This window comes from Virgisporangium aliadipatigenens, assembly GCF_016863615.1.
GTDB lineage: Bacteria > Actinomycetota > Actinomycetes > Mycobacteriales > Micromonosporaceae > Virgisporangium > Virgisporangium aliadipatigenens.
In genome coordinates this window covers 39,530-64,142 of sequence record NZ_BOPF01000051.1, presented here as the reverse complement: position 1 = coordinate 64,142, position 24,613 = coordinate 39,530, and the positions used below count along the sequence as shown (strand labels likewise).

Annotated in this window: 22 protein-coding genes and 1 tRNA gene; 18 read left to right on the top strand and 5 right to left on the bottom strand. The window is 69.9% G+C overall.

Annotation, left to right across the window (positions count from 1 at the left end; translation table 11 throughout):
- The first annotated feature begins 378 nt into the window (after nucleotides 1-378).
- The 8 genes from Val02_RS42515 to rlmB all read left to right on the top strand — a co-directional run bounded on the left by Val02_RS42515 (nucleotide 379) and on the right by rlmB (nucleotide 11,711).
- The gene (locus Val02_RS42515; protein ID WP_203905033.1) at nucleotides 379-822 is read left to right on the top strand and encodes a hypothetical protein; all 444 of its coding nucleotides are present in this window, start codon (nucleotides 379-381) and stop codon (nucleotides 820-822) included.
- A gap of 116 nt (nucleotides 823-938) precedes the next feature.
- A complete protein-coding gene (locus Val02_RS42510) occupies nucleotides 939-4,436 on the top strand; it encodes a hypothetical protein (protein ID WP_203905032.1) in 3,498 nt (1,165 codons plus the stop codon).
- 76 nt (nucleotides 4,437-4,512) lie between these two features.
- Nucleotides 4,513-5,490: a nucleoside hydrolase gene (locus Val02_RS42505; RefSeq protein ID WP_203905031.1), complete on the top strand. Its 978-nt coding sequence runs from the start codon at nucleotides 4,513-4,515 to the stop codon at nucleotides 5,488-5,490.
- A 73-nt stretch (nucleotides 5,491-5,563) separates the two neighbouring features.
- A complete protein-coding gene (locus Val02_RS42500) occupies nucleotides 5,564-6,907 on the top strand; it encodes a ferredoxin reductase family protein (RefSeq protein WP_239153765.1) in 1,344 nt (447 codons plus the stop codon).
- A gap of 127 nt (nucleotides 6,908-7,034) precedes the next feature.
- Nucleotides 7,035-7,799, top strand: coding sequence for a DUF4184 family protein (locus tag Val02_RS42495; protein WP_203905030.1), 765 nt, complete (start codon nucleotides 7,035-7,037; stop codon nucleotides 7,797-7,799).
- Nucleotides 7,756-9,147, top strand: coding sequence for a class II fumarate hydratase (locus Val02_RS42490; RefSeq protein ID WP_203905029.1), 1,392 nt, complete (start codon nucleotides 7,756-7,758; stop codon nucleotides 9,145-9,147). The genes Val02_RS42495 and Val02_RS42490 overlap by 44 nt, the downstream gene beginning before the upstream one ends.
- Nucleotides 9,148-9,163: 16 nt before the next feature.
- A complete protein-coding gene (gene cysS / locus Val02_RS42485; protein ID WP_203905028.1) occupies nucleotides 9,164-10,573 on the top strand; it encodes a cysteine--tRNA ligase in 1,410 nt (469 codons plus the stop codon).
- Nucleotides 10,563-11,711, top strand: a complete 1,149-nt coding sequence (rlmB, locus tag Val02_RS42480; protein ID WP_203905027.1) for a 23S rRNA (guanosine(2251)-2'-O)-methyltransferase RlmB — start codon at nucleotides 10,563-10,565, stop codon at nucleotides 11,709-11,711. Before cysS ends, rlmB begins: the two co-directional genes overlap by 11 nt.
- Before the next feature lie 44 nt (nucleotides 11,712-11,755).
- Here the strand turns inward: rlmB and Val02_RS42475 are convergent, their stop codons facing one another.
- Both Val02_RS42475 and Val02_RS42470 read right to left on the bottom strand, forming a co-directional pair.
- Nucleotides 11,756-12,850: an ABC transporter ATP-binding protein gene (locus tag Val02_RS42475; RefSeq protein WP_203905026.1), complete on the bottom strand. Its 1,095-nt coding sequence runs from the start codon at nucleotides 12,848-12,850 to the stop codon at nucleotides 11,756-11,758.
- Between the two features lie 124 nt (nucleotides 12,851-12,974).
- The gene (locus Val02_RS42470; RefSeq protein ID WP_203905025.1) at nucleotides 12,975-13,550 is read right to left on the bottom strand and encodes a TerD family protein; all 576 of its coding nucleotides are present in this window, start codon (nucleotides 13,548-13,550) and stop codon (nucleotides 12,975-12,977) included.
- A 140-nt stretch (nucleotides 13,551-13,690) separates the two neighbouring features.
- Here Val02_RS42470 and Val02_RS42465 point away from each other — a divergent pair, with 140 nt between their 5' ends.
- Nucleotides 13,691-14,359, top strand: a complete 669-nt coding sequence (locus Val02_RS42465; RefSeq protein WP_203905024.1) for a DUF3159 domain-containing protein — start codon at nucleotides 13,691-13,693, stop codon at nucleotides 14,357-14,359.
- Nucleotides 14,360-14,380: 21 nt separating this feature from the next.
- Here the strand turns inward: Val02_RS42465 and Val02_RS42460 are convergent, their stop codons facing one another.
- Nucleotides 14,381-15,010 (bottom strand): biliverdin-producing heme oxygenase, encoded by a 630-nt coding sequence (locus Val02_RS42460; protein ID WP_203905023.1) that lies wholly within the window; start codon nucleotides 15,008-15,010, stop codon nucleotides 14,381-14,383.
- Nucleotides 15,011-15,246: 236 nt separating this feature from the next.
- Between Val02_RS42460 and Val02_RS42455 the strand changes: the two genes are divergently transcribed.
- The 3 genes from Val02_RS42455 to Val02_RS42445 all read left to right on the top strand — a co-directional run bounded on the left by Val02_RS42455 (nucleotide 15,247) and on the right by Val02_RS42445 (nucleotide 17,022).
- On the top strand, nucleotides 15,247-15,795 hold the full coding sequence (locus tag Val02_RS42455) for a GNAT family N-acetyltransferase (RefSeq protein ID WP_239153763.1): 549 nt from the start codon (nucleotides 15,247-15,249) through the stop codon (nucleotides 15,793-15,795).
- A gap of 19 nt (nucleotides 15,796-15,814) precedes the next feature.
- Nucleotides 15,815-15,890, top strand: a tRNA-Thr gene (locus tag Val02_RS42450).
- Nucleotides 15,891-16,047: 157 nt separating this feature from the next.
- Nucleotides 16,048-17,022: a helix-turn-helix domain-containing protein gene (locus Val02_RS42445; protein ID WP_203905021.1), complete on the top strand. Its 975-nt coding sequence runs from the start codon at nucleotides 16,048-16,050 to the stop codon at nucleotides 17,020-17,022.
- Nucleotides 17,023-17,068: 46 nt separating this feature from the next.
- Here Val02_RS42445 and Val02_RS42440 read toward each other — a convergent pair whose 3' ends face one another.
- The gene (locus Val02_RS42440; protein ID WP_203905040.1) at nucleotides 17,069-17,272 is read right to left on the bottom strand and encodes a DUF397 domain-containing protein; all 204 of its coding nucleotides are present in this window, start codon (nucleotides 17,270-17,272) and stop codon (nucleotides 17,069-17,071) included.
- A 1,031-nt stretch (nucleotides 17,273-18,303) separates the two neighbouring features.
- Here Val02_RS42440 and Val02_RS42435 point away from each other — a divergent pair.
- Nucleotides 18,304-19,041, top strand: a complete 738-nt coding sequence (locus tag Val02_RS42435) for a DUF5753 domain-containing protein (RefSeq protein ID WP_203905020.1) — start codon at nucleotides 18,304-18,306, stop codon at nucleotides 19,039-19,041.
- Nucleotides 19,042-19,057: 16 nt separating this feature from the next.
- On the top strand, nucleotides 19,058-19,369 hold the full coding sequence (locus Val02_RS42430; protein ID WP_203905019.1) for a hypothetical protein: 312 nt from the start codon (nucleotides 19,058-19,060) through the stop codon (nucleotides 19,367-19,369).
- Between the two features lie 74 nt (nucleotides 19,370-19,443).
- On the opposite strand, the gene Val02_RS42425 is transcribed toward Val02_RS42430, so the two are convergent.
- Entirely contained in the window at nucleotides 19,444-20,235 is a 792-nt protein-coding gene (locus Val02_RS42425) for a serine protease (protein WP_308440054.1), read from the bottom strand.
- A 263-nt stretch (nucleotides 20,236-20,498) separates the two neighbouring features.
- Between Val02_RS42425 and Val02_RS42420 the strand changes: the two genes are divergently transcribed.
- From Val02_RS42420 to Val02_RS42405, 4 genes are all read left to right on the top strand, one after another.
- The gene (locus tag Val02_RS42420) at nucleotides 20,499-21,275 is read left to right on the top strand and encodes a 3'(2'),5'-bisphosphate nucleotidase CysQ (RefSeq protein WP_239153762.1); all 777 of its coding nucleotides are present in this window, start codon (nucleotides 20,499-20,501) and stop codon (nucleotides 21,273-21,275) included.
- A gap of 57 nt (nucleotides 21,276-21,332) precedes the next feature.
- Nucleotides 21,333-22,232: a sulfite exporter TauE/SafE family protein gene (locus Val02_RS42415; RefSeq protein WP_203905017.1), complete on the top strand. Its 900-nt coding sequence runs from the start codon at nucleotides 21,333-21,335 to the stop codon at nucleotides 22,230-22,232.
- Between the two features lie 35 nt (nucleotides 22,233-22,267).
- Nucleotides 22,268-22,978: a M50 family metallopeptidase gene (locus Val02_RS42410; RefSeq protein WP_373318041.1), complete on the top strand. Its 711-nt coding sequence runs from the start codon at nucleotides 22,268-22,270 to the stop codon at nucleotides 22,976-22,978.
- 106 nt (nucleotides 22,979-23,084) lie between these two features.
- Complete coding sequence (locus Val02_RS42405; RefSeq protein ID WP_239153761.1) at nucleotides 23,085-24,545, top strand: MFS transporter; 1,461 nt, start codon at nucleotides 23,085-23,087, stop codon at nucleotides 24,543-24,545.
- Nucleotides 24,546-24,613: the final 68 nt, after the last annotated feature.

Genomic DNA, 24,613 nt, shown 5'->3' with positions numbered 1-24,613 from the left:
CCCCCCCCCCCCCCCCGAATGGGGTATTGCTGGCCTCCGCCCGGCACAACGGTGGTGTCGGGCGGGGCTGTAGGGCCAGAAGATGACACCTGGGCCTAGGGTCAGAAGTGCGACCGGTGTGGTTTACCTCAGGTGAACGGGCCGATCTCATGCCGGCATGGTCGAACGCGATGGGCGTAGATGCCGGCGCGCGATCCGCCGAACGGCCCGTATCCGATGTCCACCTATCGCTGCCCGGATGTCCGGATTCGCACTATGTGATGACGAGTCGATCTCGCAGCTAATCCGAACATCCCCTGTAAAACACGCGTCACCAGCAGCAACATAGATCCCCTGTGGGCAGGCATCCCCAATCGGAGGAGACCCAAGGAGACTCATATGCGCTACGCGAAACGGCCGAGCTTTCGCGCAGTCACCACCATCGCGGCGGTCGTCGCTGCCGTCGTCGCGATCGAGGTAGGGGCACTCCTCGCCCTGGACCTGGCCCACTTCATCGTGGACGTCCTCGACCTCACCATCACCGTCGGGCTCGTCGGCGTCGTCGCCTGGCTCACCGCCGGCAACGCCACAGCGAACGCTCAGCGTCAGGCCGAGAGCGGCGAGCGCAGGCAGATCGTCCGCCAGCTCGCCCGGCTCCGCGTAGATGACCGGGACACCGACGTCTACGACAGCGCCCTGCTGCGCGAGGTGCGAGCGATCGGGCCACGGGTCGAAGCCGGAATCGCCGAGGCGGCGAAGGCCAGCTACAACCGCGGCTATCTCGACGGCCTCGGCAAGGAACCGCCGACCCCGCCCGGGCGCCGGCTCCACGCCGTCGACTGAGGCGCGACCCGGTATGGGTAGCCCCTTTACCTCTTTGCAGAGGTCACCAAACCGGTGCTTACTGTCGGCATCCGGTCCTGACGGAAGGTTGTCATTGGTCGATAGGCTCCGCCGGTGTGAGGAACCGGTCGGACGGTAGCCCGGAGACCGAGGCCGTCGGTCCGGAGGCGGAGCAGACCACGGCCGCGCCGGCCGGACGCGGCGCGGCCGAAGCAGCCCCGGAGGGCGCGCAGGGCGCCTACGCCAGCGGCGGCAACGCCGCCGTGACGGCGGTGCTCGCGAGGCCGGACGAGAAGCCTGCCGCCGGGGCGCCACTGGTCGGCGACATGAGCATGCTGGCGGGAAACGCCGCCACGGCACGCCTCGCCGCCGACCGGTCGACCGCTGACGGCGGTAGCGCCACGAGCGGCCCCGGCCCGCTCGCCACTGCGGGCCCGACGTCGCTGGCCGGTCCCGTGTCGCCGGCCGGTCCGATGAGCGCGCCGGTGGCGATCCCCAGCCTGAGCGCGCCCGCGCCGCCGGCGGCGATGAGCGTCGCGCCCGTCACCGCCGGCCCGGTGGCCGCGCCGCCGACCGTCGAGGCCGTGACGGCGACCCCGGCCGAGGTGGCCGGCATGGTCGAACCGACCGTCGCCCGCCTCCAGACGAAGATCCAGCAGGCCGCCGCGGCGGCCCGGACGTCGGTGACCGACGCGTACGACCTGCAGATCGCGGGCGTGCGGACCACGGCGGACGGGGCCGCCCTGGCGATCACCACCGCGGCCGGCGAGGAGAAGGCGGCGTTCGACGCGCAGGTGCAGGCCGATCGGCAGCGGCTCGCCGACGCGCACCGAATCGCCGTCGAACAGGCGCAGACCTGGATCGCCGGCCTCAAGCAGGAGCTTGCCGCCGCGGCCGAGGCCGAATCCGCCAGGGCCGCAGGCGAGAGCCAGCAACGCGCCGGCGCGGTGCAGGCCGACGCGCAGAACGCCTCGACCGCCGACGATCCCGACCTGGCCGGCGCCCAGCGGAAGGTGGCCGGCGACATCGGTGCCGACACGGCCGGCGCGATGCGGCAGGACGGCGCGCAGCTCGCCGGGCGGGTGCGCACCCAGGCGGCCGACCACGCCGCGGTCAACTACGACGGCCCGCTGGCCGAGCACATCGCCGCCCTCGACGCGGCCGTGGCGCCGGCCGTTCAGCTCATCGACGAGTTGCATCCGCAGGTGAACGCCCTCCTCGACAGCCAGGCCGCCGACGCCGTCACCGCCGTGCAGGCCCTCGGTGCACAGACGATCGCCAGCCTCGAACAGCAGCGCGGCACCGCACTCGCCGAGGTCGACGCCTGGGAGTCGCAGGCCACGGCCACCGCTCAGGAGGCCGGCGGGCAGGCCGGGCAGGCGCTCATGTCGTTCGACCAGGAGGTGCGGGAGGAAAGTCCGGACGCCGTGGAGGGCGCGCTCGGGCCGATCGGCGACGAGCTCACCGCGCGCCTCGACGAACTCGTCCAGGCGCACCGCGGGATCGCCGACACCACCGGCAACCAGGTGCGGCAGGGACTGGTCGCGGGCGGCGACACGGCGGCGCAGGAGATCCGCGACGCGGCCGGCCGGGTCCGGCAGCAGCTCGGGGAGGGCATCACCGAGGCCGAGGGGCGCATCACCGATGCGAGCCGGCAGTTCGTGACGGCCACCGGCGACGCGCACGGGCCGGCGATGCGGCAGCTCGGCGCCACGGTCGACGCGGGCCTAACCGCACAGGACGACCTCGCCGGCCAGGCCCGCGCGCAGACCGCCGACGCGAGCGGGAAGGTCGCCGACGAGCACGCCCGGCTCAAGGAGGAAGAGCGGCGCAAGGCCGAGGCCGAAGAGGAAAAGTCCTGGTGGGACCGGGTCACCGACTGGGCGGCCGAGCTGTACGCCAGCGTCCGCAAGTGGTTCAAGGAGACCTTCGGCGACTTCTGGGGCGGGCTGCTGTTCGGGATCCTGTCCGGGCTGGCGATGGTGGCCGTCGGCCTGCTCCTCGGCGGCCTGGTGATCCTCATCGCGAAGGTCAGCGCCATCGCCGCCCTGGTGACGGCCGTGGTGCTGCTGCTCGCCGGCATCGGGCTCGGGATCCACGCGCGGTTCCAGCAGTTCTACGCGGACAACCCGGGGCAGTCGGCCGGGTTCTGGAAGGGGCTGGGCCTGGTCGGGCTCGGTATCGCCGACCTCACCGGCATCCCGTTCATCGTCGAGGGCGTGGTGGGGCAGCGGGCGTTCGGCAAGGAGATGGACGCCTTCGAGTCGAGCGAACGGATCGGCCAGGGCGTCGTCTTCCTGTTCACCGTTCTCTTCACCGCCAAGAAACTGATCAAGGGAAAGGCCGCTCCGGAGGAGGTCGGCCCGGTCGCGGGTGCCGAAGAGGCCGCGCTCGCGGCGGCGAAGCGCGGGCAGGCCGTCGAGGCCGCCGCGAGCCGGCTGGGCGTCGAGGGCGCCGAGCAGCTCGACGCGCTCGGGGTGGCGTACGACGTGGCGAAGGAGTTCAGCGCGCCGTTCATCGTCGACGTGGCGAACAAGATGCTGCCGCTGATCAAGGCCGACGCCGCCGAGGGGGCCGTGATCGTCTTCGTCGGCCGCGACGGCCACTCGCTCGCCGTGGCGACCCAGGCGCTCGACCCGCAGTTCTTCGCCAGCAGTTGCCGGGAGGTCGTGCTCTCCCGCGCCGTCGTCGAGTCGGCCGTGCTGGACCTGGAACAGAACGCCGGCAAGGCTTTTCCCGAGATCGCCGACTTCCGTCAGGCGGCCGGCAAGGTCGATCCCGCCGACATCCCCGGTGCCCGCCAGACCCTGGCGAACTACCTGTCGGAGAACGGCCTGCCCATCGGCGAGGAGGGCCGCCCCATCGTGCTGGTCGACACCAGTTTCAAGGGCACCGTGCAGGAACTCCTGGCGGCCGTCTTCCCGGAGAACCGCTGGAAGGGCTATCTCGCGTTCTTCGGCGAGTCCTCGACGGATCCGCACCCCGGCTCGAAGCAGGGGATGGTGCTGCACCTGGAGGCGCACGAGAGCAACGGCGGCCGGCCGGTGTCGGAGATGCCGGCCGACCCGGGGCGCACCTTCCAGAACAAGGACGCCGTGGCCACCATCGAGGAGACGCTGCACGGCACCGACAGCAGCCCGAAGGGGTTCAAGGACGGCAAGCCGTTCCAGGTGCCGCAGTCGGAGGAGGGCGGCGATCCGCTCAAGGGGTTCGTGCCGCAGCGGGTGGCGCCGGAGTACGCGGATCCGAAGATGCGCGAAGCGGTCAAGGACGTCAACCTGCAGGCCGTCAAGGACGAGGCGGAACGCATCGCCGCCCTGCGCGACGCCGGCGGCGACTGGGAGAAGGAGTTGGCCGACGGCGCGAACCGCTTCACCGAGCAGGTGCGCAAGTGGGCGGGGCGCGAGGAGGACGTCGATCCGCAGTTCGCGCGGGTGATGGACTCGTTCGTGCGGCGCGGTGACAAGGACGCGGTGGGCACGCTGGCGAAGGCGCTGGGCAGGTCGAGCCTGTCGGAGGCCGAGAAGTCGGCGATCTGGTACGAATACGATGCCCTGCCGACCGTCAAGGCGCGGGAGGCGTTCGCGGCGGCCAAGGCGGAGGAGCTCAGATGAGCGTGCGAGCGGCGCCGCGGCGGCCGGAAGGAGGTCGCCGCCTTCAGGCGGCGCCGAGCGCTGAGCGGGGGGCACTGTGACTTCTTCCGAGGAGCTGAACGCCGAACGCGACGCCCTCATCGCGCGCTACCGGGCGCTCGGCATGACCGCGCAGGCCGACGCGCTGGAGCGCGGCGCACCGATGCGGCCGCCCCTGGTGCGCGCCCCGATGATCATCGACACGGACGTCGGCGGCGACCCGGACGACGCCGTGGCCCTCGTGGCGGCGGCCGCCCTCGTCCCGGAACTGCGCCTCGTGCTCACCTCCGACGAGCACGGCGGCGAACGGGCCCGCTTCGCGCGGCACCTGCTGGACCTGGCCGGCCGCCCGGACGTGTCCGTCGTCGCCGGCCGCGAGGTCAGCCCGCGCACGCCGTACTGGCACGCCGACGGGCTGGTCCCTGCTTCCGTCGGGGCGCAGCCCACGGATGTGATCGCGGCGGTCGGGGCGGTGTGCGCCGAGGCCGTCGGCCCGGTCCGCTGGGTCGGCATGGGCCCGCTGTCCAACCTCGCCGACGTGCTGGCCGCCCGGCCCGAGTTGGCGGAGCGGTTCGCGCTGACCCAGATGGGCGGCGCCCTCAACTATCGCGACCCTTCGCGGGCCCAACACAACTTCCGGCTCGACGTGGCGGCCGTGCGCGCCGTGCTGCCGGCGGTGCCGCGCCCGCGCCTGGTGACGTCCGACGTGACGTTCCGGCCCGAGATGGCGCTGACGAGGGAGTCCCCGGAGTACGCGCTGCTGGTCCGTCCGGGGGCGCCGGCCTGGGCGCCCTTTCTCGTCGCTCATCTCGAACGGTGGTACGCCGACGCGCACCCGGCCTCCATGCAGCACGACGCGCTGACCCTGGCCGAGGCGATGCAGCTCCCGTTCGTTCAATCGAGTCTGCTGGACGTGGTGATCGACGAAAAGGGACGGACGGGCCTGGAAGGGGACGGCCTGCCCGTGAAGTGCTTCCTGAGCCGGCGCGCCGACTACCCCGCCTTCCGGCGCTGGCTGGAAAAGGCTCTGTCGTAGATCCGCTATTGCTGAACCGCTTCGCCGACGGCAGCGTGTCCACCGGGCAGAACCCCAGGTGAGGAGCGCTGTCATGACCGGTCTGAGCCAGCCGATGAGTCCACCCGCGGCGCGACCGATCGCCCCGCCCGTCATGCTCGCGCGGGCCGCGCTGTGGGCCGCCGTCGGGTTCCATCTGCTCGTGGTGGAGGTGATGTTCGCGCTCTACGGCACCGGCAAGAACGGCATCCTGACGGCCGCGAAGTTCTTCGGGCTGCACGCCGCCCTGCTGATGATGCTGCAACTGACCCTCATCGCGCGCATTCCCTGGTTGGACCGCCGCATCGGCATGGACCGCCTGACGGCCTGGCACCGCTGGATCGGGTTCTCGCTGCTGTGGACGGTGGTGCTGCACGGCAGCTTCGTGGTGCTCGGCTACTCCGCCCTGGACGACGCGGCGCCGTGGACGACCTTCTTCGCGCTGGCGGCGGTGCCGGCCGGGCTGCTGGGGATCTGCGCGGCGGCGATCATCGTGGGGATCGCTTCCGTCTCGTTCCGGTTCCTGCGCCGACGGCTCTCGTACGAGGTGTGGCACGGGATCCACATGTGCGTGTATCTCGCGCTGCTGCTCGGGATGGTGCACCAGTTCCTGGAGGGGACGACGTTCTCCTCGCCGGTGGCGACGCTCTACTGGTGGGCTCTGTGGGCGCTGGTCCTCGGCGCACTCGTCGGCGGGCGGGTGATCCTTCCCTTGTGGCGCAACCACTATCACCAGTTCCGGGTGGCGGCCGTGGTGCCCGAGTCGGACGACGTCGTCTCGGTGCACGTCACCGGGCGGCACCTGGACAGGCTGCCGGCGCGGGCGGGCCAGTTCATGATCTGGCGCTTCCCCGGGCACAACCGCTGGTGGCAGGCCAACCCGTTCTCCCTGTCGGCGGCACCGAACGGCCGCTCGCTGCGCCTGACCGCGAAGGCCGTCGGCAGCACGAGCGCCGGGCTGCGGCACCTGCCGGTCGGCACGCGGGTCTTCGCCGAGGGGCCGTACGGCGCGTTCACCTCCATCCACCAGACGAAGCCGGCCCGGCTGCTGATCGCGGGCGGCGTCGGGATCACGCCGGTGCGTTCGCTGCTGGAGGAGTCGTACGTGCCGACCGTGGTGCTGTACCGGGTGCCGGACCTGCGCGACGCCGTGCTGCTCGCCGAGTTGGAGGCGCTGGCCCGCGAACGCAACGCCCTACTGCGCGTGCTCCCGGGGCGCACGGGGCCGGGCAACGCGCCGTTCGAGCCGCAGGGGCTGTACGCGCTGGTGCCGGACATCCAGCACCGCGACGTGTACGTGTGCGGCCCGCCCCGGATGACCGAGGCGGTCGTAAAGTCCCTCAAGGCGCTCGGCGTCCCCGGTATCCAGATCCACGCGGAACGCTTCGCCCTGGCCTGAGCCCGCCGATCTTGCAGTTGTGGTGCCCGACTTGCCCACCCCGCGCATCCTTTGTCGCAGCCACAACTGCAAGATCACCGCGGGATCCCCACCCTGCGTCCACATCCGGCGGCTAGCGTCGGAGTACATGCCGCTCACGTTTCCGTCGCATCAGGCCGCCGTTCTTCCGCTGAAGCTGCGGTGGCCGCACCGGTTCGACGGGGTGGCGCTGTACGTGGGAGCGGCCGCGCCGGACCTGATCTACCCGTTCGACGGGATCCCGTGGACGATCCGGACGCACACGGTGGCGTCGCTGTTCTGGTGGAGCCTGCCGGTCACGTTCGTCGTCGCCGCGCTGCTGCGTCGGGCCGCCCCGGCGGTCGCCGCGCACCTGCCGATCTCACCGGACTGGGCCGTCATCAGGCACAGCGGCCACCCGTGGTGGGTCACCGCGTACTCGGCCGTGCTCGGCGCGGCCACGCACCTGTTCTGGGACTTCCTCACGCACACCGACGGCTGGCTCAACGCGATCCTCGGTTTCGACTGGTACGAGCGGATGCCGCTCGCCTGGTACTACGTGTCGGACCTGCCGAGTTCGGCGCTCGGCGGGCTGGCCGTGGTGGCGGGGTTCGTCCACATCGGACGGAGTCGGCTGCTGGTGCGCTGGCACGGGGAGCCGCCCGCGCTGCCGCCGCGCGAGCCGCGCCGGTTCTGGACGGCGTTCGCGATCGTCGCGGTGCCCGTGTGGATCGCCACACCGCTGCTGCCCCACCACAACAACTACGGCGCCCTCGGCACCCGGATCATCGCGGCGATCGTATTGGGGCTCACGGCCGGAGCGGTCGCCGTTGCGGTGAAGCAGCGGCAGTATGAAGACCATGGAGTATCGGGTCGAACGCGACACCATGGGTGAGGTCAAGGTTCCGGCACACGCGCTGTACCGGGCCCAGACGCAACGGGCGGTGGAAAACTTCCCGATCTCCGGCCAGCGGCTCGAACGCGCGCACATCCGCGCACTCGCGCAGATCAAGGCCGCCGCCGCGGCCGTCAACGCCGAGCTCGGTGTGCTGGAGCACGCGCAGGCCGACGCGATCGTCGCGGCCGCCGCGGAGGTGGCCGACGGCCGGCACGACGAGCACTTCCCGGTGGACGTCTTCCAGACCGGCTCCGGCACCAGTTCGAACATGAACACCAACGAGGTGCTGGCGACGCTGGCGACCCGCAAGCTCGGCGCGCCCGTCCACCCGAACGACCACGTCAACGCCTCGCAGTCCTCCAACGACGTCTTCCCCTCGTCGGTGCACCTGGCGGCGACGGCGGCCGTCACGCACGACCTGATCCCCGCGCTCGAACACCTCGCCGAGGCGCTGAAGGCGAAGTCCGACGAGTTCGCCACGGTCGTGAAGTCCGGCCGCACGCACCTGATGGACGCGACGCCGGTGACGCTGGGCCAGGAGTTCGCCGGCTACGCGGCCCAGGTGCGCTACGGGGTCGAGCGGCTCCAGTCGATCCTGCCGCGCCTCGCCGAACTGCCCCTGGGCGGCACGGCCGTCGGCACGGGCATCAACACGCCGCACGGGTTCCCCCAGCTGGTCATCGAACGGCTCGCGGCCGAGACCGGCCTCCCGGTGAGTGAGGCCCGCGACCATTTCGAGGCGCAGGGCGCCCGGGACGCGCTGGTGGAGGCGTCGGGGCAGCTCCGGGTGATCGCCGTCGGGCTCTACAAGATCGTCAACGACATCCGCTGGATGGGCTCCGGGCCGCGGGCCGGCCTGCGCGAGCTGCGCATCCCCGACCTCCAGCCGGGTTCGTCGATCATGCCGGGCAAGGTCAACCCGGTGATCCCGGAGGCGGTGCGCCAGGTGGTCGCGCAGGTGATCGGCAACGACGCCGCCGTCGCGTTCGCCGGGTCGCAGGGCGACTTCGAGCTCAACGTGATGATCCCGGTGATGGCGTCCAATCTCCTCGGTTCGATCCGGCTGCTCTCCGCCGTCGGCCGCCTGCTCGCCGACCGCTGCATAAAGGATCTCTCGGCGAACGTCGACCAGCTCCGCGAGTACGCCGAGAGTTCGCCCTCGATCGTCACCCCGCTCAACCGCTACCTCGGCTACGACGAGGCGGCCGCGATCGCCAAACAGTCCCTCGCCGAGGGCAAGACGATCCGTCAGGTGGTCCTCGAACGCGGCCACGTCGCATCGGGGAAGCTCACCGAGGCGCAGTTGGATGACGCGCTGGACGTGCTCAAAATGACATATCCATAACCGGTAACCTGGATCGGTGAGCCTACGCCTGTATGACACTGCGACCAGATCGGTGCGCGACTTCACGCCGCGCGTTCCCGGCAAGGTCTCGGTCTACCTGTGTGGGGTCACCGTGCAGGCCGGCCCGCATATCGGCCATCTCCGGTCGGGGGTGAATTACGACGTCCTGCGGCGTTGGCTGCTGCGCAGCGGCTACGACGTGACGTTCGTCCGCAACATCACCGACATCGACGACAAGGTGATCGAGAAGGCCACCGACAAGGGCCTGCCCTACTGGGCGCTCGCGTACGCCAACGAGAAGCTGCTCGACGACGACTACACCGCGCTCGGGGTCATGGCGCCGACCTACGAGCCGCGCGCCACCGGCGTGATCCCCGAGATCATCGAACTGATCCGGAAGCTGATCGACAAGGGGCACGCCTACCCGTCGACGGACGGCTGCGGCGACGTGTACTTCGACGTGCGTTCGCACGCGGAGTACGGCGCGCTGACCGGCCAGAAGGTCGAGGACATGGAGGCCGCGCCCGACGCGCCACTGCGCGGCAAGCGCGATCCCCGCGACTTCGCGCTGTGGAAGGGTGCCAAGGCCGACGAGCCGGCCGATGCGCAGTGGCCCTCGCCGTGGGGTCCGGGGCGGCCCGGCTGGCACATCGAGTGCTCCGCCATGTGCTGGCGCTACCTCGGCGACGAGTTCGACATCCACGGCGGTGGGCTGGACCTGCGCTTCCCGCACCACGAGAACGAGATCGCCCAGTCGCGCGCGGCGGGGCTGCCGTTCGCCCGGTACTGGGTGCACCACGCGCTGCTCAATCTCGGCGACTCCAAGATGAGCAAGTCCCTGGGCAACGTCATCGACCTCGCGGCGCTGGTGCAGGCCGGCATCCGCCCGGTGGAGCTGCGCTACTACCTCGCGTCGCCGCACTACCGTTCGACGATCGACTACTCGGACGAGGCGCTGCGCGAGGCGGCCACCGGCTACCAGCGCATCGAGGGCTTCGTGACGCGGGCCGCCGAAAACGTCGGCGCCGTGGAGCCGGGCGAGCTGCCGGACGAGTTCGTGGCGGCGATGGATGACGACCTCAACACCTCGCGCGCCCTCGCGGTGGTGCACGACACCGTGCGCCACGGCAACGCGGCCCTGACCGCGGGCGACGACGACGCCGTGCGCACCGCCCTGGCGGCCGTGCGGGCCATGACGGCTATTCTCGGGACCGACCCGCTGGATCCCCAGTGGACGGCCGGGTCTCGGTCGGCCCTGGTGCCGGTGGTCGATGCGCTGGTCAAGCTCGCGCTGGAGCAGCGGCAGGCGGCACGTGCCCGTAAGGACTGGGCGGCTGCCGATGCCGTTCGGGACCAGCTGCGTGCGGCCGGCGTCGACGTGGAAGACACTCCCTCCGGACCTAGGTGGTCAGTCAATGCCAGGTAACTCCCAGCGCCGCAATCGGCGGACCACGTCCAAGAAGGGAGCCACGATGGGGTCGGGCGGCAAGGGCCGCCAGTCGCTCGAAGGGCGCGGCAAGACCCTGCCGGCTTCGGACCGGCCGTGGCACAAGGCGTACGAGGGCGAGGACCTGCCCCAGCGCACCCAGTGGAAGCAGGAGAAGGAGCGGCGCGCCGCCGCCGCCGAGGGCCGTGCGCCCAAGGCGGGCGGGTACGTGCCGGGGAAGACCTCGGACGGGAAGCCGTTCAAGAAGAGCGCCGCCGTCAAGAACACCGGTGGCAAGGCGCGTGCCGGTGCCAACCGGGCGGTCGGCCGTGGCGGGCCGGCCCGACCCCGGGGCGGTCCCCGCGTGGCGCCCGGGCGGCGTTCGATCCCGTCGAAGGACTCCCCGGAGCTGCTCGTCGGGCGCAATCCCGTGGTGGAGGCGCTGCGCGCGCACGTTCCGGTGACGGCGCTGTACGTGGCGCAGGGCATCGAGGTCGACGAACGCGTCAACGAGGCGATCCGCACCGCCGGCGACCGCGGCATCGCGATCCTGGAGGTGAGCCGCAACGAGCTGGACCGGCTCACCGGCGGGGTGCTGCACCAGGGGATCGGCGTGCAGGTGCCGCCGTTCGCCTACGAGTCGTTCGAGGACATGGTGGCGGCGTCGCTCGAAACGCCGTTCCCCCTGCTGGTGGCTCTTGATGGCGTGACCGATCCGCGCAACCTCGGCGCGGTCCTGCGCTCGGCGGCGGCCTTCGGGGCACAGGGCATCTTCGTGCCGGAACGCCGCGCCGCGACGGTGACGGCGTCGGCGTGGCGCACCAGCGCCGGCGCGGCGGCCCGGATCCCCGTGGCGCAGGTGGTCAACCTGACCCGCGCGATCCGGCAGGCGCAGCAGGCGGGCTTCGTCGTGGCGGGCCTCGACGCCGACGCCGAGATGTCGATCTACGACCTGGAAGTGGCGGACGGGCCGCTGATCGTGGTGGTCGGCTCGGAGGGGCGCGGGCTGTCGCGCCTGGTCGGAGAGGCCTGTGACCTGAAGGTCGGCATCCCGATGGTCTCCGACATCGAGTCGCTGAACGCCTCCGTCGCGGCGGCGGTCACGCTCGCCGAGGTGGCCCGCAGACGCAACGCATGACATGAAAAAGGGGCCGGGAAACCGGCCCCTTTTCCGTCGGTACGTCAGCCGAGACGGAGACCCGTCGCCGCGTTGAACGCGTGGTGGCTGTCCGGCCGCGGCCGCACGTGCACGACCTCGCCGAGCTGCGGCACCTTGCGCGGGTCGGCCCGAACGGTGAACCGCTCGTCCTGGCCCTCCAGCGCGACCGTGCCGTAGACGAACGCGTCCGAGCCCAGCTCCTCGACCAGGTCGACGGTGATCGGCATGCCCTTGTCGAGCCCGCCCACGATCTCGGTGTCCTCGGGGCGGAACCCGATGGTCACGCGGCCGTTGCCGCCGTCGGCCTGGGCGGCGGCGACCTGGTCGCGGGTGAGCGGCAGCAGCATGTCGACGAACTTCGCGCCCTGGTCGGTGAGGCCGACGGTCTTGATGTTCATGGCGGGGGAGCCCATGAACCCGGCGACGAAGACGTTGGCCGGCCGGTCGTAGAGCGCGCGCGGCGTGTCGACCTGCTGCAGGTGCCCGTCGAGCAGAACGGCCACCCGGTGGCCCATCGTCATGGCCTCGACCTGGTCGTGGGTCACGTAGACGGTGGTGACGCCGAGCTTGGCCTGCATCGTCGCGATCTGCGAACGGGTCTGGACCCGCAGCTTGGCGTCGAGGTTGGACAGCGGCTCGTCCATGAGGAACACCTGCGGGTGACGCACGATGGCGCGGCCCATGGCGACACGCTGGCGCTGACCGCCGGAGAGCGCCTTCGGCTTGCGGCTGAGGTACTCCTCCAGCTGCAGCATCTTGGCGGCTTCCTTGACCCGCGCCTCGATCTCGCTCTTCGGCGTCTTGCGCAGCTTCAGCGCGAACGCCATGTTGTCGTAGACCGACATGTGCGGGTAGAGCGCGTAGTTCTGGAAGACCATCGCGATGTCGCGCGCCTTCGGCGGCAGGTGGGTGACGTCGTTCTGGTTGATGAAGATGTTGCCGCTGTTGACGTCCTCGAGCCCGGCGAGCATCCGGAGGCTGGTGGACTTGCCGCAACCCGACGGGCCGACGAGGACGAGGAACTCGCCGTCGCCGATCTCCAGGTCGAGGGCGTCGACCGCGGGGGTCTTGGCGCCCGGGTAGACCCGGGTGGCTTTCGCGTACGTGACCGTAGCCATGGTGGTGCGACTCTCCTTCACCGGCAGGAACGTGCCGGACGATCCGAGTAAAGGCGGGTCCTGGCAGACAGAAGCCCGCCACGGTCCTGACACCGTAGCGGGCTTCTCATGTTTCGGGGAAGCCTCAGACAGTTACGCCGTAGTCACCCGCGACCCCGGCGAGACCCGAGGCGTAGCCCTGGCCGACCGCGCGGAACTTCCACTCGGCGCCGTTGCGGTACAGCTCGCCGAAGACGAGAGCGGTCTCGGTCGAGTAGTCCTCGGAGAGGTCGTACCGGGCGAGCTCGTTGTTGTCGGCCTGGTTGATGACCCGGATGTATGCGTTGCGGACCTGGCCGAACGCCTGCTTGCGGGTGTCCGCGTCGTAGATGGAGGCGAGGAACACCACCTTGTCGACGTCGGGGCCGAGGCCCGCGAGGTTGACCTTGATGGTCTCGTCGTCGCCCTCGCCGACCCCGGTGCGGTTGTCGCCGGCGTGCTCGACCGCGCCGTCCGGGGACTTCAGGTTGTTGAAGAAGATGAAGTGCTGGTCGGAGACGGCTTTGCCGCTGGCACCGAGCACGATCGCGCTGGCGTCGAGGTCGAAGTCTTCACCGGTCGTCGTGCGGACGTCCCACCCGAGACCGAGGGCCACGGCGGTGAGCCCCGGGGCCTCCTTGCTCAGGTTGACGTTACCGCCCTTGGTGAGGCGTACGGCCACTGGAACATCCTCCTGTCGGGATTTGCTGCTCGGGGCCAGGCTAGCCCCCATCAGCCACCCTCGGCGGGAATCGGCAGGTACCCGAATCGCGGAAGACGTGGTGAGGTTAACCTAACCTGTCCGTTCGCCCGGAGGTGTCGATGGCCGCCGAACCCGTTCACGCGCCCGACCGGTCCGAGAGCCTCGCCGCTCTGCTGGGTGGTCGCCGCGGGGCCGTGGACGCCACGCTGCCCGCGGTGGCGTTCGGGCTGGGGTGGGTGCTGTGGGGGCTCGCCCAGCCCGGCGAGCCGGCCATCGTCGCCGGCAGCGTGGCCGCGCTGGTCGTCGGTGCGGCCGTGGCCGCCTGGCGGTGGCGCCGGGGTGCGACGCCGCGGGCGGTCGTTCTGGGATTGGCGGCCGTCGCCGTGGGCGCGTTGATCGCGATCCGCACCGGCCGCGCCTCCGACTTCTTCCTTCTCCAGCTCCTGTCGAACGCCGCCAGCGCGGCCGCCTGGGCGGTGAGCATCCTGTTCCGCTGGCCCCTGCTCGGAGTGGTGGTCGGCGGGCTGCTCGGGCAGAAGTTCCGCTGGCGGCGGGATCCCGCGCTGCTGCGCGCCTACCGGTGGGCGAGCTGGGTCTGGGTGGGGCAGTACCTGGTGCGGGTGGCGGTGTTCGCGCCGCTGTGGTTGGCCGACCGGGCGCTGGCGCTGACGGTGGCGCGGGTGGCGCTGGCCTGGCCGCTGGTGGCCGCGTGCCTGGCGGTGAGCTGGTGGGTCTTCAAGCGCACCCTCCCCGCGGACCACCCCGGGATCCGCCACCCGCAGGTCTGATCCGCGGGCCTGATCCGTGGCTCAGGCCGCCTGGGGGATGAAGCCGCCCAGGTCGTGGAAGACGGCGGAGTTGTGCCGGAACGCGGCCCGCGCCTCGCCGATCACCTCGGCGCGCTGGGCGTCGGAGAGCGGCGCCTCGTCGAGCAGTCCGCGGTAGCGGGCCTTGAAGTGCGGCTTGTGCGGGATGCCGTCGAAGACGTAGAACGACGCCGCGCCGCCGAGCCCGGCCCGTTCGAGCATGCGCATGACGATCTGCCCGCCGGACAGGTCGCCGAGGTAGCGCACGTAGTGGTGCGCGATGAACCGGTGCGGCGCCTCGACGGTGGCCTCGATCGCGGCGACGTACTCCGCGGTGGCCGGCAGCACCGGCAGCGTGGCCCAGTCCGCCCCGTGCGCCGCGTGCAGGTCGACGACCAGGGCCGGCAGCCGGCGCAGCTCGTCGATGACGAACGGTCCCGCGACCGCGTCGTCGCGCAGCGCGTCGGAGGCGGACTCCAGGGCCTCGTAGATCGCGTGGTGCTGGCGGACCAGCATCGCGAACCCGGCCCGGTCGACCTGCCCGCGCGCGAGCGCGTCTGCGTACGGAGTGGTCTCGGCGTGCCGGTGCTCGGACCGGGTCTGCTCACGCAGGATCGCCGAGAACGCGGGCACGGGGTCCCCTGCAACAGTGCCGTCGCCGGTCACAAGCGCCTCCCAAGATTCAGGTAAGGCAATCCTAAGTTAAACGACCGGCCGAGGGAACGCCCCGATGATCGCATCTTCCGTACTTCAGTACGGACCCGTCGACCAAGCTGCGCAGATACCGTCAGAACAGCGGAAACGTTCGATCATCGGTCGGCGCAGCCGGTACCGTGTCGATCTTCTTTCGAGATGTGGGGAGGGTGACCGTGATCACTACAACCTCCCGGCTCGTCGTACGTCCCTGGACAGACCACCCGATCGACCTCGCCCGGCTCGCCGACCTCTACGCCCGACCGGAGGTCGTCAAGTTCCTCGGCGCCCTGCGCGAACCCCCGGAGGACCTCGTCGCCCAGTGGGACGAACGGATGGCGGCCGATCCACGGCAGGTCGTCGCCGCCTACGAGTCCACCGCGACCGGGGTCGTTGCCGGAACGGTGCTGTTCAAGCCCCTGCCCGGGGACCACCGGTTCGAGATCGGCTGGCACCAGCACCCCGACTCGTGGCATCACGGCTACGCCACCGAGGCCGCGCACGCCGTCATCGAACGCGGCTTCCGCCTGGGTGTACCGGAGGTCTTCGCGGTGGTCCGCGGTGACAACGTGCGCTCGATGGCGGTCTGCCGGCGGCTCGGCATGCGCTACCTCGGCCCGACCCGCCGCTACTACGACAACCAACTCGAACTGTTCCACCTCGTGGCACCCCGTGCGGCGACGCAGGGGGAAACTGAGCGGCAGGGTGGTCCGCGGGGCGCGTAGGATCAGCGGGGCGTTCTTCGCCGCCGTGGCGCAATTGGCAGCGCACCCGACTTGTAATCGGGCGGTTGGGGGTTCGAGTCCCCCCGGCGGCTCCACCCTCCCGGCCGGTGCTGATCTCGGCATCCTTACTGCGAAATGGACACAGTTTCGGTGTCGGTGCGATGCTTTATGCTATAGGCGCCTTGCCGGGGGCAGGAATCAATGGTTGCGCGGCCTGGCACCGTTGCGTCCCATTGGAAATAGGGGGTAAGTGTGGCGGGCGGCCTTGATCCCATGTTTCAGCGGCGACGGCTACGGACGGAGCTGCGCAAAGCGCGTGAGGCGGCCAACCTGACGCAAAAAGAAGTTGCCCCGGCGATGGACTGGTCATTGTCCAAGCTGATCAGGATCGAGACCGGCGCGGTCACGATTTCGATCAACGACCTGAAGGTGTTGCTGCAGCTCTACCGGGTCAGCGACCCGGAGCGGGTGCAGATGCTGGTGGACATGGCCCGCGCCGCGCGGGAGCCGGCCTGGTGGAGTTCCTACCGCGAGGCCACGACGCCGGAGTTCCTGGCGTTTCTCGGCTATGAGTCTTCGGCCGCCATCATCCGCAACTTCGAGCCGCTGCTCGTGCCCGGTCTGCTGCAGACCGAGGAGTACGCCCGCGCCACGATCATCGAGACCCTGCCGCCGGTGGCGCAGCCCGAGGCGACGCTGATAACGCAGGTGGACAAGCTGGTCGAGCTGCGCATGGAGCGCCAGGACCGGATCGCCCAGCATCCGAATCCACCGAAGCTGTTCTTCGCGCTGGACGAGGCGGTCATCCACCGCTGGGTCGGCGGGCCCGACGTCATGCGCCGCCAGCTCCGACGGCTCAAGGAGGCGCTGGCCGATCCGACGCTGACGGTCTGGATCGTGCCCTTCTCGGCCGGGCTCTATCAGCGGCAGCGCACCGCCTATCTGCTCTTCGAGTTCCCGGCGGACGAGGACGACGACGTGTTGTACCTCGAACGCACCGGGGACGACATGGTCATCCGGGACGACCTCAACGAGACGGCCATCTACCTCGAGGCGTTCTGGCGGATAGAGCAGGTGGCGCTGAAGAACGAGGCCGCTCTGGAGCTGGTCGACGGAGCGCTGGAGCGATTGTCGGCGGGTGATGCGCCGCCACGACCGGTACTCGACGAAAAGGTGCCGCGCTCGCCGGCACGACGTCTGTCGGAATCGGAGACGGCGACACCGTAGGATCGAGTAATAAGGCCGGCGCGTGCCGGCCTTATTCTTCGGCTATCTACTCGGCCGGCTTTCGGGAGAATTCTCCGGCCCCGGCCGCGCGGACGAAAGAGATCCACTGGGCGGGCGTGAAATCGAGGATGCCGCCGTCTTTGTCCTTAGAGTCGCGCACCAGGACGGTATCGTCCGAGAAAGCAATCTCGATACAATTGGAAGACGCGCTGTAAGAACTCTTCCGCCAATTCAGACCAGGTCGAACCACGGTGTTCACCTTCTTTTCTGAAGCTCCGGTCGTTTACGGAGCGTAGTGGGCTGTCGCCCGCCCTGGACGAGGATCGCGGAAGTTATATCACCTGTCCGTCCGGCACGAGCACCCGCCGAGCCGGAATCCGGCGGACCCAAATCCGTCGTCGGACTGGATAAATGAAAGGTGTCGTCGGCACACCTGGCAGATTGCACACGGCCGCGGCGCGCGTTGCAGAATGCGCGTCACCGACCTGCCTGCCACCGGTCGGCTCAGCCACACAATGCCGTCCGGCCGGAGCGGTTCCGACCGCTACCGTTCAGGAGGCCAGCGGCGGCAGGACACCATCCGGTACGGCTACGCGCGGGTAGCGAACGCGAGGATCGCCAAGTCGTGGGATGCGGGCTATCGTGGCGACACCGTTCGCGGCGTCGAGAGGCAGCCTGCCACGTCTCCGGTCCGCAGCACGCGAAATGACACTTGGCATCCCGCTACCGCGAATGCATACTGAACTCGGGATTTTGGTCCGCTGCCCCCTGTTGACGGGCAGCACCCGTCCAGCGGCAACTGGGCGTTCGCCGGACTGTCCAAACAATCTTTGCGGATTATTGCGGACAGTCCGGCATTTTTCGATCTCCTGAACGCCACTTAAGTCTGGGCCTCGCCGTGACCTTCCGGCACACTGATTCCTAACGAATTCCGTCCCGTTCGGGTCGCTGTTCGTGGCTCGGCGCTGCGATTGGAGGTCGTGAAGATCAAAAGTCGCCTGAGTCCGGGAAGGTCGACCGACGGTATTTCGGTCGCGGACTCGAGTTACACCCGTCATCGATGGTCGTTGCCGCGACGTTGATGATATTGAATTACTTCATGCGGCGGGCTCTGCCGATCTTCATGAGGTAGCGGATCATTCCCGGTGTCTCCGTGACACGCCAGTCCGAGAATTGTGCTCAGGGCTGGGGATCGACCCGGTCGGGCGACATGAACGTTCAACGAGATCGCGTGCGCGATCGCGATCGGGCAGGCGATCATCCTGCCCCGAGGAGAATGTCATGTCGACACGAGTGTGTTTCGGCCGGGGAGACCCGCGCCGCCGCCGCGGGGCTGTCGTCCGCTCGGGCGCCGGCCGACCCGATCCGCCTCCGGTGCCCGTGCGGCGCGGCGGCGTTCTGCCCGTCGTCACCGCCGACGAACTGGGTGCGCTGCTCGACGACACGCGCGCCGAGAGCATGTTCCGGGACGATCATCCGTTCCGGATCTACCTGCACTACGAGGCCCGGGCGCGGGCGATCCGCCAGTTCGCGCCGCTGCTGGTGCCCGACCTGTTGCGCACCCAGCGGTACCGCGACGCGATCCTCCCCGAACTGGGCGAGGACGAGCTCGAGATCTTCCGCCGCGAGGCGACCGGCGCCGTCGCGCTGCCGGCGATGTCGTTCGTGTTGGACGAGGCCGTGGTGCGACGCACCGTCGGCGACGCGGGTGTGATGCGCGAGCAGTTGGACCGGCTCGAGGCGTTTGCCCGGGACACGGGGTTGTCGATCCGGGTGGTGCCGTTCAGCTCGGGGACGTACCGGCACATGGGGGAGTCGTTCACGCTGCTCGACTTCGCCGAGCCGGGCGCGCCGCCGATGGTGTACGTGCACGGCCTCGACGGCTGTTTCATCACCGCGGAGCCGCGGCTGGTGGCTTCCTACAGCCGGGCCTTCGATTCGCTCGAACTGATCGCTTCCCCCTTTTCCGACCTCGGCTCTGTGTACGCGGACATTTTCCGCGTGACCGAGGCCGGCTGATACTGAGGAGTTTGTCGTGGACTCACGCAACGAGCAGATCACCGACGACTACGAGCTTGCCCGCACCTATCAGCGTCAGGCCGAGGAGTTCCGCGATCAGTGGATGGCGGGCCGGGCCCGGGAAATCGAGTACGTGATCGGTCGCGCCCGCGAGGGGGATCCGCGGTTCAAGCGGATGTCGGAGCGCGAATTGCAGGCGACCGGCCGCATGCGCTGGTCGAAGTCGGGTCGGGCGCGCAAGCTCGCCGGGCTCGACGAGGAGTACAGCCGCCTCGCGAAGATCCACTTGGCCTTCGCCGAGTTCCAACTGTTAAGAGCGAGAAACTAGGACGACGTAAGAGCGCGGCCCGCACCGGGATTCCGGTGCGGGCCGCGCCCTGTGTGGGTTCTGCGGTGGAACGGCTAAAGCGTGGCGGCCGCCGCGGCAATGGCCGACGTGAACGCCGAAACCTCGGTGTACACGCCCGGGTAGTTGCGACGGGCGCAGCCGTAGCCCCAGCTCACGATGCCGACCTGGACCCAGGCGCCGGCCGAGTTCTTCTTGACCATCGGGCCGCCGGAGTCGCCCTGGCAGGTGTCGACGCCGCCGGCCATGTACCCGGCGCAGATCTCGGCGTAGGGCACGACCTCGCCGTTGTACGAGGAGCTCCCGTTGCAGGTGGTGTCGTCGACGAACGGCACGGTCGCCTTCATCAGGTACCGCTGCTGCCCGCCGCCCTCACGGGTGGCACCCCAGCCCATGATCGTGAACGTGCCGGAGTTGTCGGCGGAGGACGCCGGCGGGATGGTCGGAAGGTTGATCGGGGAGGCGATCTTGATGAGGGCCCAGTCCTCGGCGCCGGTGGAGTTGTAACGCGGGTTCTCGTAGACCTTGGTCGAGCGGACCGTGATCCGGGTACTGCTCTGGAGGTCCACCGCGCCCGCGGTGACGGTGATCGAGGTGTTGGTCCCCGAGCCGGGCACGCAGTGCGCGGCGGTCAGGATGATCGTGGACGTGTAGAGCGAACCGCCGCAGCCCATGGAGAGTCGGACGATCCACGGGAACTCGCCCTGTGCGGCGCGCGTGCCGCCCACGACGTCCGGGGTGTTGTCGGCGGCGCTCGCCGCGGTCGGTGCACCCGCGAGCGTGCCCGCGACGGCGACGAACACCATGGCGCTCCCGAGTACGCGGGCAGCGAACCGGTGTAGGCCCATCTGAAGCTCCTCCCCTGGTGACCGGCCTGGTTGCCGGCCTCCCAATCGTTGGAGCGAACGATAAGCGTCGATGATAGGTAGTGGAATACCTAGGAGAGCAGAATTTTCAGATCAGAAACAAGGCATTTGCAGCGGCGAATGTAATCCCTTTCCGCTACCCGCTGCGTACCGGCCGCCACCCGTGCGGGACGCTGATGGGGTTACCCGAACCGGCGGACGTTCGTTACGCCGGGGAGTCGCACGATGCAGAGAGGCCGATCAACGTGGTGGTACTCGACAGGTCCGAGGACGCCGCCTTCGCGGCCCGCGTCGCCGTGCACGCCGGCGCGGCGCTGCTCGCCCTCAGGGCCGAACGGGGCTTCGCCGACCAGGCCGCGCTGCGTGCCGAAGGCGATCGCCGTTCCCACGAACTGCTGGTGGCGGAGCTGGCCCGGCACCGACCCGGGGACGCCGTCCTGTCCGAGGAGGGGAAGGACGACCCGATCCGGCTGACGGCCGAACGGGTATGGATCGTGGATCCGCTCGACGGCACCCGCGAGTACGCGGAGGAGGGACGCGCGGACTGGGCGGTGCACGTGGCGCTCTGGACCCGGGGCAAGGGGCTGACGGCGGGCGCGATCGCGCTGCCGGCGCAGGGGCTCGGCCTCGACAGCGGCCGGCCGCCGGCGGTCCCGGAGCGTTCGGACGCACCCGTGCGGTTGGCCGCCAGCCGGACCCGACCGCCGGCGTTCCTGCGCGGACTGACCGAACGGCTCGGCGGCGTCGAGGTGCCGATGGGTTCGGCCGGGGCGAAGATCGCGGCGGTGATCTCCGGCGAGGTCGACGCGTACGTGCACGCGGGCGGCCAGTACGAGTGGGACTCGGCGGCGCCGGTGGCCGTCGCGGTGGCCGCCGGGCTGCACTGTTCGCGGGTGGACGGGTCGCCGCTGGAGTACAACCGGGCCGATCCGCGGCTGCCCGACCTGGTGGTGTGCCGTCCCGAACTGGCCGAGCCCATCCTCTCCCACCTGCGCGAGGCCGGGGTCGGCAAAGACGAGTGACCCCACCGAAGTAATTGAATCTAGCTTTTCTATAAATCCGGTAGGTATTGTGGCCGGATGGACGACCTCGTGATCACCCTCGCCGGACTGGCCGTCGGCTGCGTGGTCGGGATGACCGGCATGGGCGGCGGTGCCCTGATGACCCCGATCCTGGTGCTCTTCTTCGGGATCCCGCCGCTCGCCGCCGTCTCCAGCGACCTCGTGGTGAGCGCGGTCATGAAGCCGGTCGGCGCGGGCGTGCACCTCAGGCGCGGGACGGTGCACCGTTCGCTCGTGGGCTGGCTCTGTCTGGGCAGCGTGCCCGCGGCCTTCGGCGGGGTGCTGATCGCGCGGGCGCTCGGCGACGGCGAGGGCGTTCAGGAGGTCATCAAGCTCGCGCTCGGTGCCGCGCTGCTCCTGGCGGCCGCCGGCATGGTGGTCAAGGCGGCGATGTCGGGCCGCCGGCCGACGTCCGCGACGCCGCTGACCGTCCGGCCGCTGCCGACCGTGCTGGTGGGCGTTCTCGGCGGCATCGTGGTCGGGATGACCTCCGTCGGGTCCGGCTCGCTGATCATCATCGCGCTGCTGCTGCTCTACCCGGCGCTCAAGGCCAACGACCTCGTCGGCACCGACCTGGTGCAGGCCGTTCCGCTGGTGGTGTCGGCCGCCGTCGCGCACCTGATCTTCGGCGACTTCCAGCTCGACCTGACGCTCGCCCTGCTGCTCGGCGCGCTGCCCGGGGTCTACCTCGGCGCGCAGCTCTCCTCGCGGATGCCGGCCGGCCTGGTCCGCCGCGCGCTCGTGCTGGTCCTGCTGATGAGCGCGCTCAAGCTCCTCGGCGCCGGCAATGTCCTGCTCGTCGCGGCGATGGGCGCGACGATCGTCCTGGGCACCGTGATCCCCGCGCTCCTGCGCCGGCGCCGGATCGATGAGGCGGAACGCCCGGAGCCCCGCGAACCCGCCGTCTCGGGGGTGTGATCGAGGGGCGGGTGTATGGCACGCTACGCGGCGTGCTGAGCGACTTTTTCTCGCGGCTGTTCGACGTGCAGGCCGAGCCACCCGAGTGGGTGATCATCGGGACAGCGCTGCTCGCTTTCGCACTCGTCGGCTTCCATCCGGTATGGCGCCGCACCCGGCACGTCGTCACGATCGTCCACGAGGGCGGGCACGCCGCCGTGGCGTTGCTGAGCGGGCGGCGGCTGCAGGGGATCCGGCTGCACTCGGACACCTCCGGGCTGACCGTCTCGGCGGGCCGGCCGACCGGGCTCGGCATGGTGCTGACGCTCCTCGCCGGCTACCCGGCCGCGTCGCTGGTCGGGGCGCTGGGGGCGTTCGTGCTGACGACCGGCCGGATCACGCTGATGCTGGGCGTCGTCCTGGTGCTGCTGCCGCTGATGCTCATCATGATCCGCAATCTCTTCGGCGTGGTCTCCATCGTGACGACCTGGGCGCTGGTCTTCGCGGTCGCCTGGTTCACCGAGCCGGACGTGCAGAGCGCGTTCGCCTACCTGGCGGTGTGGTTCCTGCTGATCGGCGGGGTGCGACCGGTGTTCGAGCTGAACCGCCAGCGGCGCCGCGGGCGCATGCCGTACTCCGACGCCGACCAGATCGGCCGCCTGACGCGGGTGCATCCGATGGCGTGGGTCGGCACGTTCCTGTCGATCACCGTGCTGTGCCTCGTGGCCGGCGGCTGGCTGCTCGCCCGCTGGCTCCTGCCGGAGTGATCGTCCGGTAACCGGCGGGTTACTCTCGCGTTTCGCACCCCGGTCACCTGGGCAGATCCCCAAGCGGGAGGTGACCAGAGTGACAGATGTTGCCCATGACCGGACGGTGAAGAGCACAGTCCCGTACCGGATCGACCGGCTCCCCTGGACCCGGTTCCACTGGCTCGTCGTCCTCGCGCTCGGCACGGCGTGGGTGTTGGACGGGCTCGAGATCCAGATGGCGGCCACCATCGGCTCGGTTCTGGAGGACAAGGAAACCCTCAACCTGACGACCACTCAGGTGGGGATGACCGCATCGGTGTACCTGCTCGGTGAGGTCATCGGTGCGCTGTGGTTCGGCCGGCTCGCCGACCGCCTGGGACGGCGGAAGCTGTTCCTCTACACGCTGGGGCTGTACCTGCTCTTCAACGGCCTGTCGGGCTTCGCCTGGGACTTCTGGTCGTTCCTCGCCCTGCGCTTCGTCGCCGGCATGGGGATCGGCGGCGAGTACGCGGCCGTCAACTCCGCCATCGACGAACTGATCCCCGCCCGGTACCGCGGCCGCGTCGACATCGCCGTCAACGGGTCGTACTGGTTCGGAGCCGCGATCGGTGCCGCCGCGCAGCTGCTGCTGCTCAATCCGGACATCCTGCCGAAGGACATCGGTTGGCGGATCAGCCTGCTCGTGGGGCCGTTCATCGGTCTGGCGATCTGGCAGCTGCGCAAGCACATCCCGGAGAGCCCGCGCTGGCTGCTGACGCACGGTCAGCCCGAGGAGGCGGCGCGGATCGTCGACGAGATGGAGAAGGGCGTTCCGCCGGAGCAGCTGCCGAAGCTGGAGCCGCACCACGAGATCGAGGTCCGGCCGGCGCCGCCGGTGACGTACCGCCAGATCGCCCGGGTGATGCTGAAGCAGTACCGCACCCGGTCGATCCTGGGCTTCACGATGATGGTGACCCAGTCGTTCCTCTACAACGCCATCTTCTTCACGTACGCGCTGGTCCTGGCGAACTTCTTCGGCGTCGAGGACAAGAACATCGCGTACTACTTCTTCCCGTTCGCGATCGGGAACTTCCTCGGCGCGGTGGTGCTGGGGCCGTTCTTCGACACGTGGGGCCGGCGGCCGATGATCGCCGGAACGTACATCGGGTCGGCGGTGCTGCTGGCGATCAGCGGCTACCTCTTCTACATCGACGCGCTGACGGCCGTCACGCAGACGATCCTGTGGTGCATCATCTTCTTCTTCGCCTCGGCGGGCGCGTCGAGCGCATACCTCACGGTCAGTGAGATCTTCCCGCTGGAACTGCGTTCGCAGGCGATCGCGTTCTTCTTCGCCATCTCGCAGTTCTTCGGCGGCGTGATCGCTCCGACGGTGTTCGGGTCGCTGGTCGGGGAGGGCGAGGATCGTGGGCCGCTGTTCTACGGCTACCTCTTCGGGGCCGCTCTCATGGCGGTCGGCGGGATCGTCGCCGCGGTGATCGGGGTCAACGCGGAGCGCAAGTCCCTGGAGGACATCGCGTCCCCGCTGTCGATGGTCGGGCGGTCGGCCGAGCCGCCGCCGCAACACGAGGTGGTCGTTCCCCGCTAATAGCAGTAAAAATCCGGACACAAGATCCCGGGTTCCCTCGACGAGGGGACCCGGGATCGATGTTTGTG

What these genes read in the sequence shown, in the direction of transcription:
- Val02_RS42515 (WP_203905033.1), top strand. Translation starts at nt 379, where the DNA reads ATGCGCTACGCGAAACGGCCGAGCTTTCGCGCAGTCACCACCATCGCG.
- Val02_RS42500 (WP_239153765.1), top strand. Translation starts at nt 5,564, where the DNA reads ATGACCGGTCTGAGCCAGCCGATGAGTCCACCCGCGGCGCGACCGATC.
- Val02_RS42495 (WP_203905030.1), top strand. Translation starts at nt 7,035, where the DNA reads ATGCCGCTCACGTTTCCGTCGCATCAGGCCGCCGTTCTTCCGCTGAAG.
- Val02_RS42490 (WP_203905029.1), top strand. Translation starts at nt 7,756, where the DNA reads ATGAAGACCATGGAGTATCGGGTCGAACGCGACACCATGGGTGAGGTC.
- rlmB (WP_203905027.1), top strand. Translation starts at nt 10,563, where the DNA reads ATGCCAGGTAACTCCCAGCGCCGCAATCGGCGGACCACGTCCAAGAAG.
- Val02_RS42475 (WP_203905026.1), bottom strand. Translation starts at nt 12,850, where the DNA reads ATGGCTACGGTCACGTACGCGAAAGCCACCCGGGTCTACCCGGGCGCC.
- Val02_RS42465 (WP_203905024.1), top strand. Translation starts at nt 13,691, where the DNA reads ATGGCCGCCGAACCCGTTCACGCGCCCGACCGGTCCGAGAGCCTCGCC.
- Val02_RS42435 (WP_203905020.1), top strand. Translation starts at nt 18,304, where the DNA reads ATGTCGACACGAGTGTGTTTCGGCCGGGGAGACCCGCGCCGCCGCCGC.
- Val02_RS42425 (WP_308440054.1), bottom strand. Translation starts at nt 20,235, where the DNA reads ATGGGCCTACACCGGTTCGCTGCCCGCGTACTCGGGAGCGCCATGGTG.
- Val02_RS42415 (WP_203905017.1), top strand. Translation starts at nt 21,333, where the DNA reads ATGGACGACCTCGTGATCACCCTCGCCGGACTGGCCGTCGGCTGCGTG.